At 67.5% G+C, this 21,665-nt stretch carries 27 protein-coding genes; 2 read left to right on the top strand and 25 right to left on the bottom strand.

From position 1 onward, the window contains the following. Window positions 1-42 precede the first annotated feature (42 nt). The 22 genes from OG266_RS38720 to OG266_RS38615 all read right to left on the bottom strand — a co-directional run bounded on the left by OG266_RS38720 (window position 43) and on the right by OG266_RS38615 (window position 16,245). A complete protein-coding gene (locus OG266_RS38720) occupies window positions 43-921 on the bottom strand; it encodes a hypothetical protein (RefSeq protein ID WP_371551484.1) in 879 nt (292 codons plus the stop codon). Window positions 922-963: 42 nt separating this feature from the next. Next, on the bottom strand, window positions 964-1,836 hold the full coding sequence (locus tag OG266_RS38715; RefSeq protein ID WP_371551483.1) for a DUF317 domain-containing protein: 873 nt from the start codon (window positions 1,834-1,836) through the stop codon (window positions 964-966). A gap of 55 nt (window positions 1,837-1,891) precedes the next feature. After that, on the bottom strand, window positions 1,892-2,776 hold the full coding sequence (locus tag OG266_RS38710) for a DUF317 domain-containing protein (RefSeq protein ID WP_371551482.1): 885 nt from the start codon (window positions 2,774-2,776) through the stop codon (window positions 1,892-1,894). A gap of 35 nt (window positions 2,777-2,811) precedes the next feature. After that, window positions 2,812-3,465 (bottom strand): HAD-IA family hydrolase, encoded by a 654-nt coding sequence (locus tag OG266_RS38705; protein ID WP_371551481.1) that lies wholly within the window; start codon window positions 3,463-3,465, stop codon window positions 2,812-2,814. Beyond that, window positions 3,462-4,625 (bottom strand): MFS transporter, encoded by a 1,164-nt coding sequence (locus tag OG266_RS38700; protein WP_371551480.1) that lies wholly within the window; start codon window positions 4,623-4,625, stop codon window positions 3,462-3,464. The genes OG266_RS38705 and OG266_RS38700 overlap by 4 nt, the downstream gene beginning before the upstream one ends. Then, a complete protein-coding gene (locus OG266_RS38695; protein WP_371553113.1) occupies window positions 4,622-5,842 on the bottom strand; it encodes an ATP-grasp domain-containing protein in 1,221 nt (406 codons plus the stop codon). Before OG266_RS38695 ends, OG266_RS38700 begins: the two co-directional genes overlap by 4 nt. A 93-nt stretch (window positions 5,843-5,935) precedes the next feature. Then, a complete protein-coding gene (locus OG266_RS38690; protein WP_371551479.1) occupies window positions 5,936-6,274 on the bottom strand; it encodes a hypothetical protein in 339 nt (112 codons plus the stop codon). Between the two features lie 41 nt (window positions 6,275-6,315). Continuing rightward, complete coding sequence (locus OG266_RS38685; RefSeq protein ID WP_371551477.1) at window positions 6,316-7,557, bottom strand: MFS transporter; 1,242 nt, start codon at window positions 7,555-7,557, stop codon at window positions 6,316-6,318. Beyond that, entirely contained in the window at window positions 7,554-8,069 is a 516-nt protein-coding gene (locus tag OG266_RS38680) for a hypothetical protein (protein WP_371551475.1), read from the bottom strand. Before OG266_RS38680 ends, OG266_RS38685 begins: the two co-directional genes overlap by 4 nt. Beyond that, complete coding sequence (locus OG266_RS38675) at window positions 8,066-8,953, bottom strand: winged helix-turn-helix transcriptional regulator (RefSeq protein ID WP_371551473.1); 888 nt, start codon at window positions 8,951-8,953, stop codon at window positions 8,066-8,068. The genes OG266_RS38680 and OG266_RS38675 overlap by 4 nt, the downstream gene beginning before the upstream one ends. A 30-nt stretch (window positions 8,954-8,983) precedes the next feature. After that, window positions 8,984-9,406 (bottom strand): hypothetical protein, encoded by a 423-nt coding sequence (locus tag OG266_RS38670; RefSeq protein ID WP_371551471.1) that lies wholly within the window; start codon window positions 9,404-9,406, stop codon window positions 8,984-8,986. A gap of 12 nt (window positions 9,407-9,418) precedes the next feature. After that, window positions 9,419-9,862, bottom strand: a complete 444-nt coding sequence (locus OG266_RS38665) for a hypothetical protein (RefSeq protein ID WP_371551469.1) — start codon at window positions 9,860-9,862, stop codon at window positions 9,419-9,421. Then, window positions 9,859-10,314: a hypothetical protein gene (locus OG266_RS38660; protein WP_371551467.1), complete on the bottom strand. Its 456-nt coding sequence runs from the start codon at window positions 10,312-10,314 to the stop codon at window positions 9,859-9,861. The genes OG266_RS38665 and OG266_RS38660 overlap by 4 nt, the downstream gene beginning before the upstream one ends. 116 nt (window positions 10,315-10,430) lie before the next feature. After that, window positions 10,431-10,757, bottom strand: a complete 327-nt coding sequence (locus OG266_RS38655) for an SH3 domain-containing protein (protein WP_371551465.1) — start codon at window positions 10,755-10,757, stop codon at window positions 10,431-10,433. Window positions 10,758-10,955: 198 nt separating this feature from the next. Beyond that, complete coding sequence (locus tag OG266_RS38650) at window positions 10,956-11,678, bottom strand: hypothetical protein (RefSeq protein ID WP_371551463.1); 723 nt, start codon at window positions 11,676-11,678, stop codon at window positions 10,956-10,958. A gap of 56 nt (window positions 11,679-11,734) precedes the next feature. Continuing rightward, window positions 11,735-12,424 (bottom strand): hypothetical protein, encoded by a 690-nt coding sequence (locus OG266_RS38645; protein ID WP_371551461.1) that lies wholly within the window; start codon window positions 12,422-12,424, stop codon window positions 11,735-11,737. Beyond that, the gene (locus tag OG266_RS38640) at window positions 12,421-12,894 is read right to left on the bottom strand and encodes an N-acetyltransferase family protein (protein ID WP_371551459.1); all 474 of its coding nucleotides are present in this window, start codon (window positions 12,892-12,894) and stop codon (window positions 12,421-12,423) included. Before OG266_RS38640 ends, OG266_RS38645 begins: the two co-directional genes overlap by 4 nt. Before the next feature lie 29 nt (window positions 12,895-12,923). Continuing rightward, window positions 12,924-13,637, bottom strand: a complete 714-nt coding sequence (locus tag OG266_RS38635) for a DUF3631 domain-containing protein (RefSeq protein WP_371551458.1) — start codon at window positions 13,635-13,637, stop codon at window positions 12,924-12,926. After that, window positions 13,634-14,119 carry a hypothetical protein gene (locus OG266_RS38630; RefSeq protein WP_371551456.1) on the bottom strand — a complete coding sequence of 162 codons (486 nt, stop codon included), beginning with the start codon at window positions 14,117-14,119 and terminating at the stop codon, window positions 13,634-13,636. Before OG266_RS38630 ends, OG266_RS38635 begins: the two co-directional genes overlap by 4 nt. After that, window positions 14,116-14,766: a DUF4913 domain-containing protein gene (locus OG266_RS38625; RefSeq protein ID WP_371551455.1), complete on the bottom strand. Its 651-nt coding sequence runs from the start codon at window positions 14,764-14,766 to the stop codon at window positions 14,116-14,118. Before OG266_RS38625 ends, OG266_RS38630 begins: the two co-directional genes overlap by 4 nt. Window positions 14,767-15,164: 398 nt before the next feature. Beyond that, the gene (locus OG266_RS38620) at window positions 15,165-15,314 is read right to left on the bottom strand and encodes a hypothetical protein (protein ID WP_371551453.1); all 150 of its coding nucleotides are present in this window, start codon (window positions 15,312-15,314) and stop codon (window positions 15,165-15,167) included. A 247-nt stretch (window positions 15,315-15,561) separates the two neighbouring features. Beyond that, entirely contained in the window at window positions 15,562-16,245 is a 684-nt protein-coding gene (locus OG266_RS38615; protein WP_371551451.1) for an HAD family hydrolase, read from the bottom strand. 260 nt (window positions 16,246-16,505) lie between these two features. Here OG266_RS38615 and OG266_RS38610 point away from each other — a divergent pair, with 260 nt between their 5' ends. Together OG266_RS38610 and OG266_RS38605 are read left to right on the top strand one after the other, a co-directional pair. After that, on the top strand, window positions 16,506-17,255 hold the full coding sequence (locus tag OG266_RS38610; RefSeq protein ID WP_371551449.1) for a hypothetical protein: 750 nt from the start codon (window positions 16,506-16,508) through the stop codon (window positions 17,253-17,255). Between the two features lie 37 nt (window positions 17,256-17,292). Beyond that, window positions 17,293-18,021, top strand: a complete 729-nt coding sequence (locus OG266_RS38605) for a d(CMP) kinase (protein WP_371553111.1) — start codon at window positions 17,293-17,295, stop codon at window positions 18,019-18,021. Here the strand turns inward: OG266_RS38605 and OG266_RS38600 are convergent. The 3 genes from OG266_RS38600 to OG266_RS38590 are packed head-to-tail and all read right to left on the bottom strand — an operon-like array spanning window position 17,943 to window position 21,636. Further along, window positions 17,943-18,710 (bottom strand): NTP transferase domain-containing protein, encoded by a 768-nt coding sequence (locus tag OG266_RS38600; RefSeq protein ID WP_371551447.1) that lies wholly within the window; start codon window positions 18,708-18,710, stop codon window positions 17,943-17,945. The two genes, OG266_RS38605 and OG266_RS38600, sit on opposite strands and share 79 nt — an antisense overlap. Next, window positions 18,707-19,309: a gamma-glutamyl-gamma-aminobutyrate hydrolase family protein gene (locus tag OG266_RS38595; RefSeq protein WP_371551445.1), complete on the bottom strand. Its 603-nt coding sequence runs from the start codon at window positions 19,307-19,309 to the stop codon at window positions 18,707-18,709. Before OG266_RS38595 ends, OG266_RS38600 begins: the two co-directional genes overlap by 4 nt. Then, window positions 19,306-21,636 carry a PEP-utilizing enzyme gene (locus OG266_RS38590; RefSeq protein WP_371551443.1) on the bottom strand — a complete coding sequence of 777 codons (2,331 nt, stop codon included), beginning with the start codon at window positions 21,634-21,636 and terminating at the stop codon, window positions 19,306-19,308. The genes OG266_RS38595 and OG266_RS38590 overlap by 4 nt, the downstream gene beginning before the upstream one ends. Between the last annotated feature and the right edge of the window lie 29 nt (window positions 21,637-21,665).

The raw sequence follows: 21,665 nt of genomic DNA, 5'->3' as shown, positions 1-21,665 counted from the left end.
CGCGGGCAGGGCTGCCCGTCGATGCAAGCGGGATAGTGCCGGTCAGCGGGTACGGGCCAGCGACGGCTGGGGCGGCGGGGTCGGACGGGTTTGCCCTGGATGGTGCGCGGGGGCGTCGATCGTGCTTCCGCGGGCGGCGGCCCGGACGAGGTGGTGTTGGTCCTCGATGGGCAGCGTCGCGATGTGCGATAGGCCCTGCGCGACGGAGGCACCGCGCAGTGTGCCCGCCGGTAGGCCAGCGGCATGCACGATCCGGGCCGCGGCCTCGGCTTCGATCAGGAGGCCGAACGCCGGTGGAATTTCGAGCAGTTGGGCAGCGTGCTCGCGGCTGCCGGTCAGTGCTTGACTGAGGGGAAGTCCGTCGTCGAGGACGCTGTCGACGATGTCCAGCCAGAGGGGGGTGGCCTGGTGGAGGCGGGTGAGGAAGTCGGCGTCTGTGAGCCAGCATCCCCGGGACGGCTCAGGATCCGTATCGAGCTGAGCCGGTCGCCGCCGTGCGCTGTCGGCGCTGCTGGGCGGGGACGGTTTGGGCGTCCAGACCTTCAGGTAGTCCTGGATGGCATGGCTCAGGGGTATGACGGCGGCGCCGATCCAGGGTGAGGTGTCGTCGTCGTGCCAGTCCCGTACGACGCCGTAACCGTCATGTCCGGGCTGTTTGCCGAGGCGGGCATCCCGGACGGCGAACGTGCCCTGGTCGGCGAAGGACAGGTACGCGTGGTCGAGGGCGCCGCGGTCCGGGTGGAGGATGCTCAGGCGCAGTCCGCCGTACTCACGTTCTCGGATGGTCTGGGCGAACTCAATGCGCAGCCGCAGCGGCGAGTCGGGCGCGATGACCGCGTAGCAGGCATCGCCGATCACCCGTCGTTCGTGGACGGGCAGGTCGAGCAAGTCGGTGAAGAAGTGCTGGGCGTGCAGGGACAACGGTGGTGGTACTCCTCGGCAGCGGACGGTTCGGCGGGGCGGCTACCTGGGTCGGCCAGCTGGCGTGGCGGGACGAGCGGACGGCGCGGGCCCGGTGGCCGGGGAGCTGGCCCCGGCGTGTGCGGACGGCAGGGTCGGCGACGAGGGTGCCGACGCTCGGCTCTGTGTCGGGACGCCCTGGTGCGCGGCGGCAACGGTCAGAGCGGAGGGGAGGGCGAGATGGAGGCGGGTGTCGGCCGGAATATTCCACACGGCGCGGGCGAGCGGCACGGGTAAGGCCAGGGAGGAGGCGAACGCCGCGACCAGGGAGGCAGGCACGGCGGAGGAGAACCTGGCCTTCCAGAGCGGGTGGTCCGGTAGCCCGCCCCACGCGGACCAGAGGGGTGCAGCCACGTTCTTGTGCACGTAGGCGTGTTGCAGCACGCCGTAGCCGTCCGGGCTGCAGAAGTACTGGACCCCGTCCGTCTTTACCGTGTGGTGCCAGCTGGCGGTGAGGAGCGGCAGGTATACGTCTTGGGGGCGGACGTCGTCTGGGCGCAGCAGATCTCGTTCGCCCCGCCTATCTGCCTCGCACAGCGCGAGCACTTCGGCGTACAGGTCGCGGACGAGTTCGACAGGGGTGCTGGCGTCGAGCGTTGCCGTCCAGGTCGCCGGCCGGAAGGGGTCCTGGTGCGCGGCGACCAGCCACTCGCCACCGCGCACGTGATCCTCGGACGGTACGTGCCCGGCGAGCAGACGCATGCCGGGACTGATGACGATGGCCGGACCGTCTTCGGAGTGGTGGAGGGTCCAGCCCTGATCGAAGGGGAAGGGCCACACGTCGACGAGGTCGTGGATGCCAGGACCGGCCAGGTGACGGGGCAGGACCTCGACCACGTCATGATCGTCGAGATCGTCCAGCGGGCTGAGCGACACAAGAACCGTTCAACAGGCGGGAATCGCTGGTCGCAGGGCAGCATGTGCTGGTGTGTCAGCGGCGCGCAGCTGTCCGCGGAGCGACGGTTGCGGCGGGCGGCGTGGTGGTGGTGCTCCAGCGCGGCACGCTGCGGGCAGTGAGCGCCGGAGGGCGGTGGCCGACGGCTCGACGCATGTCGAGCGGCGTCGGCACGGGCGGCCCGGGAGGAGCGACCGGCGTCAACCGGGCGGCCTCGCGCAGCCGAGGGAGCATCGAATCCTTCCAGCGCGGCAGGGGCGCCGGGTCGGACACACTCCGGCTGATGGCCTTCACCAAGGCGATGGGGGTGTCGGTCGTGGCGGTGGCATACCAGCGGGCGTAGCCGCTCTTCGGCCCGCCCCACAGGTGCCATCGGGCCTCCAGGGTGGTCAGTTCCTTTCCCGGGTCGAGCCGGCCTGTGGTGTATTCGCAGGTGGCCATCCCGTCGGGGGACTGCAGTTCCATCACGCCCCCACGCGGGTGCTGGAACTGCCAGCCGTTCTTGATCAGCGGGACGACGGCGTCGAAGGCGCCGAGTTCGGGATCCCTGAGGTCGGGCGGGGCAAGATAGGTGTCAGGGCCCGCGGCGCATGCCCGGGCGAGGGCGGTGGTGAAGGCGGTCACGAACTCGGTGGGCGCGGAGTCGCTGAAACTCACGCCCCACGCAGGCGGGCCGAAACGGTCGCGGTAGGCGTTGATCCTCCACAATCCGTCGTCGTCTCCCTCCGGCAGGTACCCGAGTCGGACGCGGTGGTCGGGCGCGGTGACGTAGACGTTGCCAAGGTCGTCGTGACGGAGATCAAAACCGAGCGCAAGCAGCGGCTTCAGCGCGGGGTCGCCGGTGAAAGTGCTGCCGGCGAGAGGGCGGGGCGAGACGTAGACGTCACCGTCGATCTCTTCGGTGTCGGGCACGAAAGTCATGGGGTCGGGGTGATGGAGGCGGCGCGGCCTGTGGATCAAGAACGGGTGCTGTTGGCCGGGACGGGCAGCAACTGCTGTTCCAGATCTACGGGTTGGCCGGTGTAGTGCAGGGTGCGCAGGCCCAGCTCGGCGGCGGCCCGGCAGTTGTCGTCACGGTCGTCGACGAACAGCACGCGTGACGGGTCGGCGATGCCGGTGGCTGCTAGGGCTTGTGCGTACGCGGCCGAATCGGGCTTGCACAGGCCCAGGCGGGCCGAGTAGAGGGCGTCGGTCATCAGCTCGCGCCGCCAGTCGGTGGCGTCCAGGACATTGCTGAGGTGGGCCGGGGCGTTGGAGAGCAGCACCATCGTCAGCCCCGCGGCCCGGGCGCGGTACAGGATGTCGAGGACGCGCGGGTCGGTACGGGTCCACATGGCGGTATCGGCGTCGCGCAGGGTGCGCAGCCAGCGCGGGCCGGGGTGGTGACCGAGCACCTTCGCCCAGTAGGCGAGATCACTCAACTCCCCCGCGTCGTACGCGTTCCGGGGAGCCCAGAAGGCTTCTTGGAAAGAGGGGAGATGCAGGTCGGGCCACTCGGCGAGGTCGGCGAGCCGGGTCCACATGCCGGTGGTGGGCTGTAGGCCCGGAACCCCGTTGTAGTCGAGGATCAAGGCGTCCACGCCGGTCGGGGAGACGGAGGTGTGGGTCAAGGGGTGGGTTTCTCCAGGGCTTTGGGGGCAAGGGCGGCGACGGCAGCGGCGAGGAGGGCGGGCAGCAGCAGCGCGTGTGACAGGGCGGTGACGGTGGTGAGGGCACCGATGAGGGCGGGTCCGACAAGCAGGCCGACGTAGCCGGTGACCGCGACGGTGGCGACCGCACGGGGCCCGCCGATACCGGCGGCGGTAATCAGGCTGGGAACGGTGACGGACAGGCCCAGGCCGAAGGCCGTCCAGCCGAGCAGTGCGAAGGCGATGGTGGAGCCTGTCAGGCCGGCGGCGAGGCCGAGCGCAGCCAGGGCTGCGCCGGCGCGGACGACGGCGGGAGCGCCGAAGCGGGTGGTGAGCCGGTCTCCGGCGAGGCGGCCAGCGGCCATGGCGGCGCTGTAGAAGCCGTACGCCGCAGCGCTGGTCGTGGCCGTCGCGCCGAGGTCGTGCAGGTGGATGGCCGCCCAGTCGGCGGCGGCGCCCTCGCCCAGCAGGGTTGCTGCCGCGAGCGCGCCCAGCAGCCACAGTCGGGGCCGCGACAGACCCTCGCGCTGGTCCATGCCCGGTGCCACGCGGTGGTGGACGGGCTCGAGTTCGGGGCTGGCGAGAGTGCGGGTGAGCCGCGCCGTTGCCCCTGCCGCCACGGTGGCGGTGGCTGCGACGCCGGCGAACAGGACGGTGTGTGAGGTGTGGGCGGTGGCCGCGGCCAGCGCGGCGCCGGTGAGGGCGCCGAGGCTGAAACTCGCGTGCAGTCGGCCCATGATGGGGCGGCCGTGGCCGGCCTGGCAGCGGACCGCTGCGGCATTGGCGGCCACGTCGAGGACGCCGTGCGCGGCGCCGAAGACGAACGCCGCCCCGAGGAGGGTGTGCAGGCTGCGGCAGGCCCCGAGGGCCGCGAGGCAGGCGGCGAGGCCGATGGCGCCGCCGGTGAGCAGCGAGGGCAGGCGGGCCGGGTGGGCGAGGCGTCCGCCGGTCTGGAGTCCGGCGACCATGCCGAGGGCGGCGGCCAGCAGGACCAGGGCGAGCCCAGCGGTGCTCACCTCGGCGGTGTTCTGGACGGCGGGTATGCGCGCGCCCCATACGGCCATCAGCACGCCCAGGCCGGCGAAGTAGCCGGTCAGCAGTCGGCGGCTGCGCGCCAGCTCGGGCGCCGCGCTCTGGTTCACGCGGCGTACTCCCCTGTGGCCGGGGCCGTCTGCGTAGCGGCGGCCACCTGGATGTCGAGGTTGCGGTACGCCTCCTGGGCACGGGTTTGAGCAAGGGTGGCGGTCGGCCCGGTGGTGATCAGGTAGCCGATGCGGGCGGTGAACAGATCGCCGCCGTCCTGTGGCAGCACGAGCTGGTCGCCAGCCTGTCGCTGGAAGCGCACGCACTCCACTCCCCCGACGGGTTCGGTGACATGGCGGACGGTGAGGGTGCCGGAGTAGGCGGGGTAGATGAAGCGGATCGCCGCGGCCTGGTGGCGGGTGGGCGTCAGGTCAGGGGTACGGCCGCAGGCGATGTCGGCGGCGGAGCGAGCCAGGTCGACGCCGGTGGCCAGGTGGACGAGGTGGCTGATCATGTCACCGGCGATCCGGGCATTGACCTCGATGAGGCGGGGGCGGCCGTCGACCACACGGATCTCGACGTGGCTGACCCCGTCGGTGACACCGAGGGCATCGATGGCCGCCACGGCGGCCGGGGCCACGGTGGCAACAAGTGGGTCGTTCGCGTCGACCAGATGCGCCAGTTCCTCGAAGTGGGGCGGCATGCCGACGGTCTTGCGGGTGACGGCGACGACGGTGGTCTGCCCCTGATACGTGGCGCACTCGACGCTCATCTCCGGGCCGTCGAGGTATTCCTCGACCAGGACCTGGGTGCTCTCCACTCCGTGGCTGGCGGTCTTGGCGGCGAAGGCGTACGCGACCGGCAGCTCGTCGGCGGTGTCGACGCGGATGACGCCCATGCTTGCGGCGTGCGCGGCGGGTTTGAGGACGACGGGGAAGCCGATGCGCCGGGCGGCAGCTGCCGCCTCGTGCTCGGTGCGCACGCTGACGAACGTGGTGGAGGGCACCCCGTGGCGGGCGAACAGGCTGCGGCTCGTGTGCTTGTTGCGGCAGCCCTGAAGGGCTTCCGGCGCAGTGGTGGGCAAGCCGAGTTGGCGGGCCAGGCGGGCGACAGGGACGAGGTACCACTCGGTCCACGTCATCACGCCGGCGAGCGTGTGCCGCTCGGCGAGTGCGCGCCCGGCCGCCATCAGCGCCGCCTGATCGGCGGGGTCGGCGACCTCGTAGTCGAGGAGGCGCTCTTTCTCCCAGGTCGGTGCGGCACCGGAGATCAGGACGACGTCGTAGTGAGCGGCGACGTTCTCCAGGCAGGTGCCGCGATATGCCTGGGCCTCCATGTCGGCGGCGGCAACGACCAGGACGACGGGACGAGAGGACAACAAGGCTCCAAACAGTGCGAGGGAACGAAGAGTTGAGGCATGGCGCCTGGATCAGGGGGTGCGACGGCGGCGCAGCTCGAACGCGAACGCCCACTGCGGGTGGTCCTCAATCAACTTGCGGGCGTACAGAGCGCTGAAGGAGTTGTTCAGACCACGCACGCCCGCGGGCAGCTGCCAGCGCAGGTTCTCGAACAACGCCTTCAGCCCGACCCGGGAGGTGCCGGCAGCGAGCCGGTCGGCCGTCAGGCGCTCCAGCGCGCGGTAGACGTACGGGTGCTCGGCGTCGAAGGCCAAGAACCGGTCGGTCAGTGTCGGGCGCGAGCCCGCACGAAACGACGGTCGGGTTACCGGCAGGGCGTAGGGGTCGGCAACGGTGTGGGACGTGGGCATGGCAGCGGTCTCCGGGGGTGAGCGGAAGGGTGACCGGGCGGTCAGGCGAAGGAGGTGCGCAGGGCGGGGGTGGTGCGCAGCCGGGCGAAGGCGGCGAAGAGGCCCAGGGCCTGCAGTGCGGCGCAGATGGTGATCACGTGGCCGAGCTGGGCGGGCGGCACGGTGGCGACGAGGACACCGGCGAGGGGGAAGGGCAGCAGGAGCAGCAGGATGGTCAGCGACAGGGTGGCGCCGAACACCTGGGTGGGGATGAGGCGGGAGCGCAGGGTGCGCAGCACGACGGTCATGCCGCCCTCGCCGGCCATGACGGCGGCGATCAGGGTGAGATAGCTGCCGTAGGTGTCAGTGAAGGAGACGGCCAGGCACGCGGAGGCGGCGATCGTGGCGGACACGGCGCCGACCGGCCACAGGCCGAAGCGGTCCATCGACCGGCGGCACAGGGCGACCGCGATGAGAGAGGCGACGGCGGCGACCGACCAGATGAGGCCAACGTCGGCCGTGGAGTGTCCGAGCTGTTTGACGATGATCACCGGGGTGGCTGCCTGCAGCAGGCCGACGGTCAGGTTGGACACGGTCAGTCCGGTCACCAGCCAGCCGAGGGCCGGCAGGGACCGCAGCGTCGACCAGCCGGTGTGCAGCCCCTTAACGACCGGCTGCGGCTCGGCGGGCCTGGCCCGGAGGTACTGGCGCGGGGCCAGCACGCTGGTGAGCAGCGAGAAGACGGCGATCACCGTCAGCATCCCGGCGGCGCCGACCCACTGCAGCAGGAGCCCGGCGACTGCGGGGCCGAACAAGGTGGCGACCTGGTCGATGCCGAGCAGCACCGACTGAACGCGGTGCGCGTGGGCGTCGGCCTGGCGGGCGGCGACCCCGCCCGCAGTCTCGACCGCGATGTACGAGCATTCGGTGAGGATCCCGGTGGACGCCGCGAGCAGCATGACGGTGACCGTCGCGCCGAGGCCCACTGCTTGCGTGGGCAAGATGAACGCGGCGGCCAGGACGACAAGAGCCCGGCCGGCGGAGGCCAAGCGGAGCACCGCGGTGGTGCCGTGGCGGTCGACCAGGGTCCCGGCGAAGGCGAACGCGCCCACGCGAGGGACCCATTCCAGGGCGAAGGCAAGGCCGGTCAGGGCGGCGGAGTCGGTGGTGGCCAGCACCAGCAGCGGGATGCCGTAGGTGGCCATGGCGAACGCTGCGGCGTCCGTGCCGCGCGGCAGGTAGATGCCGCGCAGCAGAGTGGGGACCGGTCGGCGGGCATGCCAGGGTCCGACACGGGATCTCACGCAGCGCGCCCCGATTCCTGCGCCGCGTGGGAGGAGTAGGCGACGTCCTGGCGCAGTGCGTGGGGGTTCGCCTTAAGCCAGTCGGACAGTGCCTCGTGCGGGGCCGACGGTTCGGACGCTGCGCCGGGGTGTTCCGGGCCGCCGTCCTGCATCTGGAGGGCGTGCTGCACGCGCGCGACGAAGTCACTTGTGCGGCTGGGGAGTTGGCGGGTGCGGGCCCAGCGTGCTGCGGTGTCGTACACCTCGGCGAGGTCCTTGCCGCTCGTGGTGAGCTGGTAGCGGGCCAAGGCGTGTCCTCGGGCGTGGATGAGGCCGAGGTCGCGTGCGGTGTCGATGGCGTGGCGCAGTTGTCCGGTGGTGAGGTCGCCGAGGGCGCCCTGCAGGCTGCCGCGTTGGCGGCTGATGGGTCCGTTGTCGTCGATCTCGGTGACCAGCCGTATCAGGCCCGGCAGGGTCAGGGTCCGGATCGCGCGGCATTCACGCAGGAGGCTGGAGGGCCGGGAGGCGGTCATCGGCGCGGGCCTCCTGCCGGGGTGATGGGGCGGGCGGGTATCTGGTGGGAGAAGAGGTCGTTGGACTTCCATGCCGGGCCGTCCGGCGGCGTGGTGGCCAGGGCGGGGCCGGCAGAGGGTGCAGCTGGAACTGCGGGCGCCGGATGGCGGGTCGGGGTGGTCGCCCACGGGCCGGAGCGGGTCTGGGACGGGGCGGGCCCCCGCCGGCGAAGCGGGTCGGTCTCGGCGGGAGGGAGGGCAGCCCAGGAGGAGATGGCCTGGAAGAGGGGGGCGAGTGCCTGGCCGCTGGCGGACAGCTGGAAGTCGCCGCTGCCGGTGGCCGTGACGAGGCCGTCGGCTACCAGACGGTCGAGGGGCTTGTAGACGGCGGTCAGCCCGTAGCCGGGCATGGCTTCGGTGGCCAGGGTCTTGGCGCTCGCACTGCCCCGGGCCTGCAGGGTCATAAGGATCGGGGTGGCGTGCCGCGGGGCGATCAGGGCGAGAGTGTCGTCGATGTTCTGGGCCGGGGGGATTCGCTCAAGCTCCATGGTGCCGGTGGCCTTGCTGGCGACGAGCTTCTTCTCCAGGTGGGTGTCGCCCCAGGAGGCGATCACGGCCAGGACGGGCATCAGCTCGGCGCCGCGGCCGGTGAGGCCGTAGGTGACGTGGCGCGGGGCGTACTCCGTGCGTTCGACGACGCCGGTGTTGGTGAGGTGGCGCAGCCGGGGGTGGAGCTGGCCGTCGGCGAGCCACGGCAGCCGGGGCTTGATCTCGGCGTAGCGCAACGGCTGGGAGGAGAGGGTCATCAGCACCCACACGCTCCAGCGCGGGGCGAGAAGATCCAGGGTCTTGGTGACGCTGGAGAGGTCGTTCGGGGTGGTGTGGGGCAGAGCGGTGGTGGCCAAGGATGGGGCTCCTCAAGCGGTGCGGGCAGATCAGCGGGTGCGGGAGGTGGCGGTCACCGGGGCGGCGGGTACGGGCACAGCCGGCAGTTGGGTGTCCGGGGCCGATGCGCGGCGCAGTCCTCCCAGGACCGCGCCGACGCTTGTGGCGTAGGCGTCGCGGGTGGCGACGGACTCGGCGACGCGGCGGGCGCAGTCGAGGATGTGGCCGGCGGTGAAGCGGCCGATCTCCCGTTCAGGGGAGGTGAGTTCGCGCAGCCTTTCCATCTGGAAGGCGATGTTGCGTTCGGCGAGCGCCAGGTCGCTGTGACTGCCGGTGAGCGCGGCGAGCAGGGTGGCATCGGGGGCGTCGTCGGCGAGGGCTTCGAGCTCGGCGAGCGGCTGTCCGAACAGCGCCTCGATGCGCTGGGCGATGACTTCGGAGATGGTGCGGGCGGTGGCGTCGGGCTGGGGCAATCGGCGTGGCTTTCAGGGGCGGCGGGTCCGCACCGCCCCGGCACGGCGGGCTGCCGGGGCGGGCGGAGCAGCGGCGGTGATCTTCGGTTGGGCGAACTGCACCGGATGCCCGGGGCGTTGATCGGGAGCGGGCATGGTCAACAGGAGGTCGTCGAGGGCGGCGACGTAGCCGTCACGGCCGGCCAGAGCCGCCTCCAGCCACTGGGCGTCCCAGCGCAGGTCATCGGCGGACAGCTCGCCCAGGTCGCGGGCCGAGGACATGGCGTCGTGGACGCGGTCACGTACGCGGGCGACCTGTTCCCCGGCGACTGCGAGAAAGCTGCGCAGCTCAAGCGCGCGGCGGAGTGCGGCGCAGACCTCGGAGTGTGCTGCCTGCGCATACAGCTCGGCGACACAGGCACCGAACGCCTCCTCCAGCGCGGTGTCGCGGCTGGTGGACTTGTCGATGACGCTCATCGCGTCACACCTCGCGTCGGGATACCCCGCGCGCCGGGCAGCGCGGGCGCCGAGGTGGGCAGCGCCGGAGCACGGCGCGCGGCGGGGCTGGCACCTCGCCAGGCGCCGGGCCCGCGCTTGCCAGGTGCGTGCGGGTCGAGGAGGTAGTTCACGACCATGGCGCGACCGTCACGTGCGGTGACCGCGGAGTTGACCTGGTGCGCCAACTCCATGACGGGGTCGTCGAGTTCACCCGGCTGGGTACCGAGCGCCTCGACGAGCGCGTCTTCCGCGGTTTCGAGTGCGTCCTGGGTTTCGGCGAGCAGGCCGTACCAGTGCACGACACTGGTGGCATCGGGGTTGGCCTGTGGTGCCGCCTTGACTGCCCGGCGCAGATCGGCGAGGGGCATCTGGAAGCGATCCTCGATCCGCTCGGTGACGACGCCCATCACGTCCTCGCTGAACTCAGGCACGGAGAGGCTCCTTTCATTCGCGTTTTCGGGGGCGGGAATGCTGAACTGCGAATCCGGTCGGTGGGGAGCCAGTTCGCGAACTCGGATTCCGGACAGGGGAATTGCGGGCCGGTCTGCTAGTCCAGGCACATGGCGACGTCGCGGTAGACGTACGTTCCGGACACCCACCCCTTTACGCCGGTGGTCTTGTCCGTGATGTAGCGCCAGTTCCCGCTGCTCTTGTGGACGGTGAACTTGTGGCTTCGGTAGAGCATGCCGAGCGCCGTGGACTTGGAGGACGCCTTGGAGCGGATCGTCACAGCCTTCGTGTGCACCGTGTACGGGAGCGGCTTGGCCGAGCAGCTGCTGACGGTGGTTGTGGCACTGGCGGTGGGGATGGAGACGAGCGGGATAGCGAGCGCGCCGAGAACGGCGGCGGAGACGGCTACGCGGGTGGCACGCATGGGGAATTGGCCTCCACAGAACGGGGAAGGGAATGCGGAAACGGACCCTGGCTGGTGCCGTGCGGGCCGAGACAAAGAATCCGGAGAATCCCCGGTTTCGGTAACCGGGGATTGCGTGCTATGTTCCGCGCCATCTCGCCCAGGACAGGTTGTATTTCACCGGTCAGGGAAGGGCGGAGCGGGTGGGTAGCCGCGAATTCAGCGGCTCGGACCGCGCGGTGGAGCGGGGTGCGCGGGCAGCGCGGGGACGCTCTGAGCGGTGGTGTGGCGGGCTGGCGGTGACGCGGCGGGCAGCGGGATCGCCTCGCCGTTCCAGTGCGATTCCCACCACTGGGTGGCTGCCTCGAAGGTAGCGAAAGCGCCCTCGCGCAGGGTGTGCGTCCACGCGTCGGTGTCGACCTCTTCGAGCAGTACCCGGAACGGCAGCGGCGCCTTCTGGGCGATGGCGCGCAGCAGCACGGTGGTCTCCATCGGCTCGGTGTCGTGCGTGTAACTGGTCAGCAGGGCGAAACGGTCGCCGTCGCTGCGCAGTCGCTTTTCCAGGGCGCGGGCGGCCTGGTTGGCGGGGGTAGTGCCCATGCCGTCGGGCAGGAGGATTTTGTCCTCGGGGCAGCCGCGGGCGATCAGCCAGGACTGGGCCATGGACGGCAGCGGCAGTTCCTTGTGCGTGAAGCGGAAGGTGCGCGCCGCCGTGTCGCGCTTGAGGTGCAGGGCGATCAGCTGCGGTTCGCCCGGGATGCCCCAGGTGACGGCGCGGTTGTGCATCACGTAGAAGCTGTGCTCAGCGTCCTTGGTGTGGTGCTCGGCGAGCAGGGTGAGCATGTCCTGCTCGATGGTGATGTGCTGCCAGAACTGGTCGGCGACGTGGTCGTTGAGGGCTTCGTAGCCGTCGAGGCGGAAATCCGGTTCGGAGGTGGGCATCGGTGCTTTCGGTGCGACGACGCCATCGGCGCCGTGGGCAGGGCGTGTTGAGTTGTTCAGCGGCGCATGTGTGCGGGGGCTGGTGATGCCGTCGGCCGGGGCGACGGTGTGGTGCCGGGCGGGCCTGCGGGGCGTGGGGCGGCAAGGACGGCCCGGCCGGCGTCGGTGAGGGTGACGGGCTGGCCGGCGTGCACCGGGTGGGAGGTGTCGCGGTCCACGAGGCCGTTCGCCTGCAGGCGCTGCAGCTGGGCGTAGGAGATGCGGGTGCGGGAGGGGGTCGCCACGGCGAGCCGGTGGGTGAGGAGGTTCTCGTGGAGCTTGGCGCCCTGGGCGATGGCGAGCAGGGCCGCGAAGTCTTGCGTCGGCACCTGCCGTGGCGCCTGCCGCGGGGCGTTGGCTTCGATCGGCTCCAGTGCGGCGGCGGCGTTGGCCTGCTGGGCGTCGCGCTCGTCGATGGCGTGCGCGAGCTGGTCGACCGTGCGCTCGATCCGGGCGAACAGTGCCTGATCGACGGGGAATTCGCCGGAAACCAGGCGGGCGAGACGGGCACGGTGGAAGGTGACGTCCCGCTCGGCCCTAACAAGGTCGCTTTGGGCGTCCGCCAGGGCCGCGTGCGGTGCGTCGAGGAGACCGTCCTCGCGGTGCCGCCACAGCTTCTCGATGCTGCAACCCACGGCCTTCTCGATCCGGTGGTCGAGCACGGTGCGCGGGTGGCGGTCTGGCGAGGGTGCGGGGGGTGCGGTCATCTCGGAGCGGTTCGTGTGGGCGGGAGAGTGTCCGAGGCGTCCGCGTCCAGGGCGATGCGGACCTCGACGTAGGGGCCGTCGCGCGTGCGCCGGGTGGGCCCCAGACGTTCCAGGAGCCGGAGCATCGGGGTGTTGGACGCCTGCGTGAACGCGGTGAGGGTGTGCGCCCCGCGCGTGCGGGCGATCCGGGCAGCTTGCCGGGCCAGGGCCGTTCCGATGCCCTGACGGTGGCGTTCGTCGGCGACTTGCAGTCCGAGGTCGACGACGCCCGGCTCCCGGTTGACGGGCCCGACGCAGACGAGGGCCAGTGGCCGCTCGTCCGCGTTGAGTCCGATCCAGCACTGCGCCTGAGCAAGCAGCCGTGTCAGGTCACGGGGCGTGAGACGGGTACGGCCCCAGCGGCGCAACAGGTTCTGTTCGGAACACTGCGCGTGGAAGGCGGCGACCAGGTCCCAGTCCGCCGCCGTCACCGGGCGGGTACATGCGAGGGCGGGGTGGGTCAGCAGGAGCAGCCCGGGAGGACCGCCAGCAGGTCGCCTCGCCGGTAGGCCCGGTAGCGGCTGCCGTCGGCGGCGCGCGGCTTGCGGGACTGAACTCCGTAGGGACGCAGGAGCAGGGCAAGCCGGATCGGAGTGAGGTCGGCGTAGCGCCAGCGTCCATCGGCCTCGCTGGGCAGCTCGCGCAGGCGCGCGACCAGCTCCGCGGTGCTCACATACTCATCTGCGCCCAGGACGTCGAAGACGTCAAGGCAGGCGTGGACGATCGTCCTCGGCCGGCTCGGGCAGGCCAGGAACTCCTCGCACGTGGCCTCGTGGAGGTCGTCGAGGTCTTCGAAGTCGTCGAAACCCTGGAAGTCGGGATCGAGGTCCGGATCGAAGTCGGGCTCTTCGTCCTCCACCGGCTCGTACTCGCTGGGCGGTGCGGGCTCGTACGCATCCGCGCAGCAGCAGCAGCAGGAGGTGGACAGCAGCGCGCTCAACTCGGCTCCGGATGCCATGCGTTCGATCAGCAGGTCGGTGAGCGTGTCGAGCTGCTCGGTGGCACTGACGCCTTCGGGACGTTCTGCGCCGGACAGGTCGGCGAGCTGCCGGTCGAGGTCCTGGATCTCGACGAACACGTCGAGGATGGCGCGGTGGTGCGGGTTCTCGGTGACCTGGGCCGGCGCCAGTACGGCGGCGGCGAGCTGGTCGATCAAGGTGGGGAACTGCGTCAACGAACGGGGCCCTTCAGGGTCGGTGGCAGTGCGGGGCGGGGAAGGCCGGGCATCACGTAGGGCGGTGGTCCTGGCTTGGGGATGGGCTGGCGCGCGCCCAGCTGAGGCGAGCGGGTGCGGGCCGCGTGGGTGCGCTCGCCCAGGGGCCGTCGGGTGATGCCGAGGCGGCCGCGGGCGGTGTCGTACACGTCGTGCGCCTGGCGCGGGCGGACGGCCACGACGTGGATCTCGGTGGTGTGCGTGGAGTTCGCAGGCGCCGGCCGCTGGGCGTAGACGATGCGCCACGCGTTGCGGTGATCGACGTAGACCTTGCGGCATCCGGCGAGATCGCGGGTGAGTTTGGCGCCGAACAGGCGGGCATTGACGACGTCCTGCAGCTGGGCGAGCGCCAGGTCGCGGATGTCTGCGGGGGCCTGGAGAAGGTCGTTCAGGGCTCGCGGGTCGAAGGAGAGACCGAAGGCCGGCCGGTCGTCGCCGCTCATCCGGCCCCCTGGACAGGTTCGCCGTTCTCCTCGGACTCCTCAGTGGCGGCGGTATTCCGGCTCGACGGTGGTGGGCCGGGCAGCACACGGTGGGCGGGCCGGTCTGGATCGGTCATGCACGCAGACAGCGGCCCGCCGGCAGCCCTGACGGTGGCCATGGCGTGGGTGAGGAAGTCCCGGTGCCAGACGAACAGGCCGGACAGCCCGGCCTCGGGATCCTTGTGCTGCTGGTAGGAAAGCCACAGGGCGTGTAGCCAGGCGACGACGTCGGCGTGTTCCTGCCACTGCTCGCACCACGGGGCGGCCGTGGTGACCTCCGCCCCGTAGACCCGGACGAGGAAGTCATCGACCCAGTCACTCAACGAGTCCAGCTCGTCCTCGTACTCCTCGCCCTCCAACTCCAGGATCGGGCGGGGCTCCGGAGGGGCGGGCTGCGGCGGCAGGCCCGCGAACCCCGGTATGCCGAAGGCGCCGAACGGTGAGTCCGAGGGCGGTGGTGCGGTGGAGAGGCTGTCGAGCTGGCGGGCCTGCTCGGCGGATTGGTCCAGCAGTTTGCGGACGCTCGCCTCAATGCTCTCCAGATCGGACTCCGGCAGCCGGACCGGTTCCGTCTCCCCGTCCTCCGGGGGGTTTATGGATTCAGGCACGAAAAGGGGCCTCCTTGAGCCACAGCCGTTGGGCGTGAATTGCGGCTCAAACCATCCGGAGAATCCCCGGTTTCGGTAACCGGGAATGTGCTGCTCTAATGCCGCGCGCGGCGCGGCCATGGGATGACGGGCCACGCACCACAGGCCGTGCCGCGCTGCACCACAGGGCTCAGGACGTGAGCGTCAAGTCGTCCTGGGACAAGATCTGTTGCAGCGTTTCGGTGAGCCGGTCGGCTACCGGTGGAGTGTGGATATTCCTCTCCGGCGGTATTCCTCTCCGACACGCGACGCAGCGTCGGATCCATGCCGAACAGCGGCTCGAGCGGGCGGAGCGTGAGGCTGATGCGTCTGTCACAGCCACCAGCAGCACCCGGTTCTCCTGTGGCCAGGAACGGCCCTCACTTCCTTTGCACGGTATGGGTCACGCCCGCGACGACAGCCGTCGTCAGCACCCAGCCCAAGGCGATCAGTGCGTAGGCCAGTGCCCGGCGGCTGTCGTCCGTCCAGTGCCAGGCCGTGCGCTGACCCAGACCCCCAATGGGGCTCAAGAGGTCAAGCGTGTGGACGAGGGCCTGGAGCGGGGTGCCTTCGCCCGGCGTCACCAGGGTCAGGGGAGATGAGCGCTGAAGGTCAGTGCGCCGAGCAGGGCCAGGACCAGGAGACATATGCCGGCCAGCCATGAGCGATAGCCATAGCCGACGGTCACGTAGAGCAGCTGCCCCACGCACGCGCACTAGGGGTTGGCCAACTGCGGCCTCACCGTTGTTCCCAGCACTCACGAGCATGCACAGTGGTTTAGACCAGCCCGTGGGCTGCGATGGCAGCGAGCAGTGCACTCGATCGGTCTTTGGGATGCAGCGGGGAAACGATCTTCACGTGGATGCCTAGGGCGGCCGCGCCGCCATCGGACTGCTCATCGTCCCCGACCATCAGTGTGTCCTGCGGAGCGATCGCCATGCGTTCGCAGGCGCTAAGGAACATCTGCGGATCGGGCTTGACTGTCCCCTCCACGTAGGACATGAGAACGCTGGAAATCAGATGGGTCATCGAATGTAGATCGAAGACGGTGCGAATGTCCCAGGCGATGTTGCTGGCAACAACGACCGGGATATCCATATCATTCAGCTTGCGTAGCACCAGGAGGGTGTCCTGGTAAGGCTTCCAGTACAATGGATCGATCAGGCGTTGATATAGGAGTTCAGGCACACCGGGCTCACAGGCTCCTGCAGCCTGCAGTAGAGACAGGTAAGCGGTCTTGTGAAACTCCGGATGCAGATCGCGTTTCTCCCATGCGACTCGCGCTTCCGTCGGCAAGTCTTTGCTCAACCGGGCGGGGGTGGCGAAGCGACTCCGGAAATTCTCCCTTTTCTCCGAGTCCCAGGTATCCGTCGATGCAGGCAGCCCTTCGAGCCACTCTGATTCGCGGTCATGCCGGAACAAGGTTCCGGCGAAATCGAAAATCACACCTTTTACGGTCACATGCACAACGTTACCGGAATGTGAGCTCTCGGCACACCACTCAGGCAGGCGAAAAAGTGGCCGCCGTCTGCGCTATCCGTTGTGCGACACTAGGAGCATCACAACGAGCCGCGAGCGATGCACAAGATACTCCTGGTGCAAGAGTTGCGGAAGTGGGAAGCATGGGCGAACGACAACCTCGAACGGTGATCAGTATGTCCGATAGGCGGGTCACACTGCGTAGCACGAGGAACTCGATCATTGCGGACAATCGCATAGTTGTGGGCGATACATTCATCGTGCTTCCTCCCGCTCTGCGGACGTATCCCGAGGCCAGTGAGGCGGCGCTGCCCAGCGATCTTGGGCTGAGAATCGAGCGCCGCCTGATCTCGGAGGTTAACGAACGAGCCATGGTCAATGTGGACATCCTTGAACGCCTCCTTGCCGTAGGCCGGAACAGCGCGCAACGGTCTACGATCCGACTGGCTGGCCTGTTCACCTCGTTCTCATCGAGTCGTGAGACTTCTGGCGCCAACGACTACGACGCCCTGATGTTGCGTGAACGGGAGCTCATCTCGGAGCTCATCCGGCGTCACTACGATGTGCGCATACTCGCCTCTCTGGACATACCCATGGTGCTCTCGTCGTGGGGGTATGACGAAGGTCGGCTTCAGCACCGCCTGTTCGACCTTATAGAGCAACTCCAGCGCTTCAGTGAAAATTATCAAAATTTGCAGTTCGCGGTCGACACTCATAATCGGCTGGCAGGGCAGTTCATCATAGGGAATTCCCTGCTAATCCACTCACTCGTGACAACGACCGGTGTCGGCTATTCGATGACGGCGTACGAGACGAACCTCGTAGAGATTGAGAACGCCGTGCGGACATTTGACGATGCTTTCGAGGCGTCCCTCAGCCTGTCCTACGGAATACGCAAGGCAATGAGGCTGGAATCAGTCGCCGGATACACGGTGACTCTGTTGCGTTCAAGACTGGAGCACGCGGGAGTGAATTTGGACTTCACAGACTGATATAAGTTGACGAACCTCGGAGAGTGTCGTGCCGCATATGAAAGATGCAGACGTCGTGTCGATAGACGGGCCTATAGGTTCTGGTAAGAGCTCGGTGGCGTTTGAGCTGGCCCGGCTCCTCGGACGCGCGTGCATCAGCACTGGACTCATGTACCGCACGGTAGCGCTCATGGTGAGACATGCCGAGCCGGGCAAACGAGCCGATGCTGCCTGCAGAGTGGCTCGCACGTCTAGCTTCACATTCTCTACCGCGGCTGATTCCCTGCGCATACACGTCGACGGCACCGACTTCACCGACGAGGTCTCCGACCCGTCCATCCTTCCGTTGACCTCTGAGATAGCCCAGGACCCGGCCCTGCGCACTGCCTTACTCGGATGCCAGCAAAAGCTCGCGCTGGAGCAGCCTTCGGTCATCGAAGGACGCGATGCGAATACACTGATCGTTCCCAATGCAAGGTGGAAATTCTATCTGGATGCACCACCTGGAGTTCGGTATCGGCGACTCCATGACGTGCACAAGCTGACCGCAACTTCTCCGCAGGGATACGCCGAGTTTGTGCGCACTATGGAGGTGGTAGATGAGCGGGATCGCGTTCGACTGTCGGAATCGAACCGACGAGCTGACGTCATCTATCATGAGAACTTTGCTCAGCTCTCCGCCTATCAGGATGCGGTGATCCTCTACTATTATATCTCCCGGTCCAAGGAAATCCGACGCAATGCATCAATCTTACGCACAATGTCAGCACCAACCGCCACATCGTGAGGATGGTCGAACTCGCACCAGGGACCCGGGGTCCGGACAGCAGCGATAGGTACACGCCCCGCTTGAGCCACCCGACTCAGCAGACCCGTCATGTCCAGCGTTGCAGCTTCTTCGCCGGGTAATTCGCCTCTGACCCTCTCGATCTCGGCCCAGCCCCACGGCGTCAATTTTAACAATCCCATATATTGTCCGGTCGCTTCGGCTGGCGTCCTGGCTCGCCCACCGATCTCGGCAACTGATCCATCGGCATTCAGGCGAAACCGTTCCGCATCTACGAAGGGGTCTGCGAAACGGCGCTCCCATAGATCCTGCCAGTGAGGATCGTAGGTGATGGCGATCGGTGCCTCAACCCTAGCCAACTGGCAAGCTGCGTCCGGGGTATAGACGATGTCGCCATAGCTGACGAGCACATCGTCACAGCACAGCCACTCTTGTGCGCAGCACAAAGACTGGACCATCGTCGACTGTGCCCAGTCCGCGTTGTGGAAGATGGTGAGTCCGCGGCCTTCGAAGCCGTCTCCGCGCCATCCCGAGACAACGGCGACGGAACTCGCTCCAGCGGCAGAAAGGGCAGCGATCTGCCGGACGAGCAGCGTTTCACCGGCAATCTCGATCAAGCATTTGGGCCGATCCATTGTGTACTCGCCCAGCCGGCGCCCTCGACCGGCCGCGAGGATGACGGCTCTCATGACGAGCCTAGGAAGAGTTCCCGAAACAGGGCAACGTCTTGCGGGCTCGGGGCGCTCTCCCGCTCCGGATGCCACATCACGCCGATGACCGGTGCCGACCTGTGTTGAATCGCCTCGATGACGTGACCATGCCTGGCAAGGATGAACAGCGGTTCTTTGACATCAGTGGCTGCCCATCGGTGATAGCTGTTCACTGTCCTGCTCACCCCCTCACCCTCTACCCTGTGGCGGGTTCCCACGTGACGGCTCACGGGCGAGAGAACGGATCCGAAAGCGTGAAGGATCACCTGCATCCCGCGGCACACCCCCAGGACGGGCACCTCGTGTGCGAGAGCCCATCGCAAAAGCTGCGCTTCGGTTTCGTCACGGTGCGGACAGTTCCCTCCGTAGGCTGCCAAGTCGTCGCCACCGGTGAGGATGATGCCCCTCGGTGTGAAGCAGTCGGCAGTCTTGAGAGCAATTTTGGCCACGTTCGGGAGCGGGATACCCGCCAGGCCGCAAGCGGCCAGAAATACCGGCCATCGGACATCCAGCGCGTCGCGGCTTTCGTCGAACTGGGTTGGTGGAAGCGCGCGCTGAGTGATGCCGACGAGCCTCATGCGATGACTCGCACGGACATATTTGCGGAGTCGATCTCCAAGGTTGAAACACCGACCCAATGGTGAAATCTTGCCTCGCCTGCTCCAATCACGGCGGGCACGTTTAGTTCTTGCGCCCGGACCGCCATATGGGAATTCACTCCTCCGTAGCAGGTGACCAAACCGACAATGCCATGGGTGAAGATCCAGTCGTAGCCAGGGTCGGCGCTCACGAGCAAAGCGATGCGGCCTTCAATGGGATCGCCTTCAGCCACCCGTGCCACTGGGGCAATCACGCGTCGCTGGGACACAAAATTCGGTTGCGTGCGTGGCATCTCAAATCCCCAGACGTCTTCGCATGAAGTGATGAGGGGAGGTAGCGCTATTGATGCCGTTATCTCGTAGGCCGCCCGGCCACGATCTACTGCTGCTCTGACCAGTGCGGCGTTGTGGGCGATATCATCGCTCATCTGCATGATCGCGGGCACATTCACGTATGACAGGTCGTCTGGGCCGATGTTCATCTGCTCGCCCATCAACCTGAGGGAAAGCAGCGCGTCGCTGAGATTGTGCGTGAACTCGAACTTGGCGATCTCACGGGCCTTGATCGCCGTGCCCAGAAAGGATAGAAAGCTCGATGGAGTGATTGAGAAGCCTGCCCCGATCAGCAATTCCGCTATGTCTCTTATCTGCGGAACCGACGGGCGAAACTCTCCCTGCTGCGTCTTCGGCGCTTCGCGTCGTTGCCAGTTGAAGTATACGTCAGGTGTCTCATCGTATCGCGCTGACAGGATATCGTAAGTTCCGGGCCTCAGGTGTCCATATCGCAGAAGGAAATCCTCCTTAGTCAGTTGGTGGAACTCCTCGGACATCTCTCCGGCGACGGTCCGAAGCCCACTGAAGAAGGCTAGGCGATCTGCCGGGGAGAGGACGTCCACATCCACCAGACTCGACAGGAGTTGCGTGGCGATAAAGGCACCTCGCGCGAGTCCTGCGAACGGGACTGTGCCGAAGCGCATGCAGTCATTGAGCAGCCGTTTTATTCGAGACGCCGAGTGGGCTGGTTGACGTGCGGCATCGAGGCGGCGCCGAGCGAGTCTCCTGACGGTTTGCTGGTCATCGTGCCAAGGCCCATAGCCGGACAGGAGGTTCCGGGTCAGTGCATGCAGACTCCGCGACAACGAATGGCAGTCGTTCGCATCGAACCCAGCCGCGCGTAATGACGCGAGTCTCGTGTCGAGGTCGAAGGTATAGCAGGTGAAGGCGATATCGAACTCGACCTTATCGTGCAGGTGCGGAAAGGAGTCGAGACGGTCAACGTAGTAGTCAACGAGCCGGGTGGCGAGTCTTTCGTTGAGGTCTGCGGGAACGAGGGAGGAGAAGCTCACGCGGCAGTCGACGTACGGTGAGCCCGCGAAGTTGATAAGCGCGGGAGCGTCGATGTCGCGATATCCGTAGCGTCTGCGTGCAGCAGACCAGGCCCGGTCCGTAAGGAGAGTGCGGTACAGGGAGAGAGCCAGCGGGCGTGGACGGATCCCGATGATCTCTGCGGGATTCCAATCCGGCATGACGCCGTATAAGTTTCGATGGCCGATAACCCCAGGATGCGAATTACCTAAGGAGGAATCACGGAAGCATTGGTAGACCTTCTTCAGTGCATCGCGATGGCTTTGCACAGATATACTTGTCGACACGTTGGCCAGTTGCCTGACCTGAAAGAGAATAGGGTATCCAGTCTTATCGATGCCGAATTCAACTTGCAGGTGCCGAATCCCGGTGAGCTCCTCCAATTCTGCGACAAGTTCAACGACGTTCTTCAGGAAGGTTTCGGGAGGATCCACAGTGACATTGTGCGAGACCTGGTACCAAGTGCGTAGCGCGGCGTCAGCGCCACCGGTCACAGCAGAGGTCTCAGAACCGTCCGCCCAGTTCACCACGTAATACGGACCTCCAGTGCTGGGATCGCACGAAGCGGCCACTCCGCTGGCAACCAGACCGCTGGCTTCCGGCTGGACGAGAACCTGGTCGTCGTCCGGGCACGTGCCGTAAGAGGCAATCACCGAGTCGATCGCTGCGCCTAGAACTTTCGACCCTTTCACTCCAGCAATGGACAGGAATTTGCCAGCAGCCGAATACCGCGCGGAGTCCTCGCGGCCGGTACTGCTCCGGATAATTAGAGGCTGACCGTGTTCCCCGAAGTCGGTTATCGTGGTGATGATCTGGTCTCGCTTGGCACGCCACTCGGCAACGGTGAAGTACATGAGGGGCAAAACGCGACCGGTGCACAGCAAGGCCGATACTCGGCTGAGACTTTCCGCCTTCGTCCCGAGCGTCACTCGTACAGTCACTGGGAACTCCATGTGGACCATGAAAAGGA

Source organism: Streptomyces sp. NBC_00554 (assembly GCF_041431135.1).
GTDB lineage: Bacteria > Actinomycetota > Actinomycetes > Streptomycetales > Streptomycetaceae > Streptomyces.
This window is presented reverse-complemented; position numbering and strand designations above follow the sequence as displayed.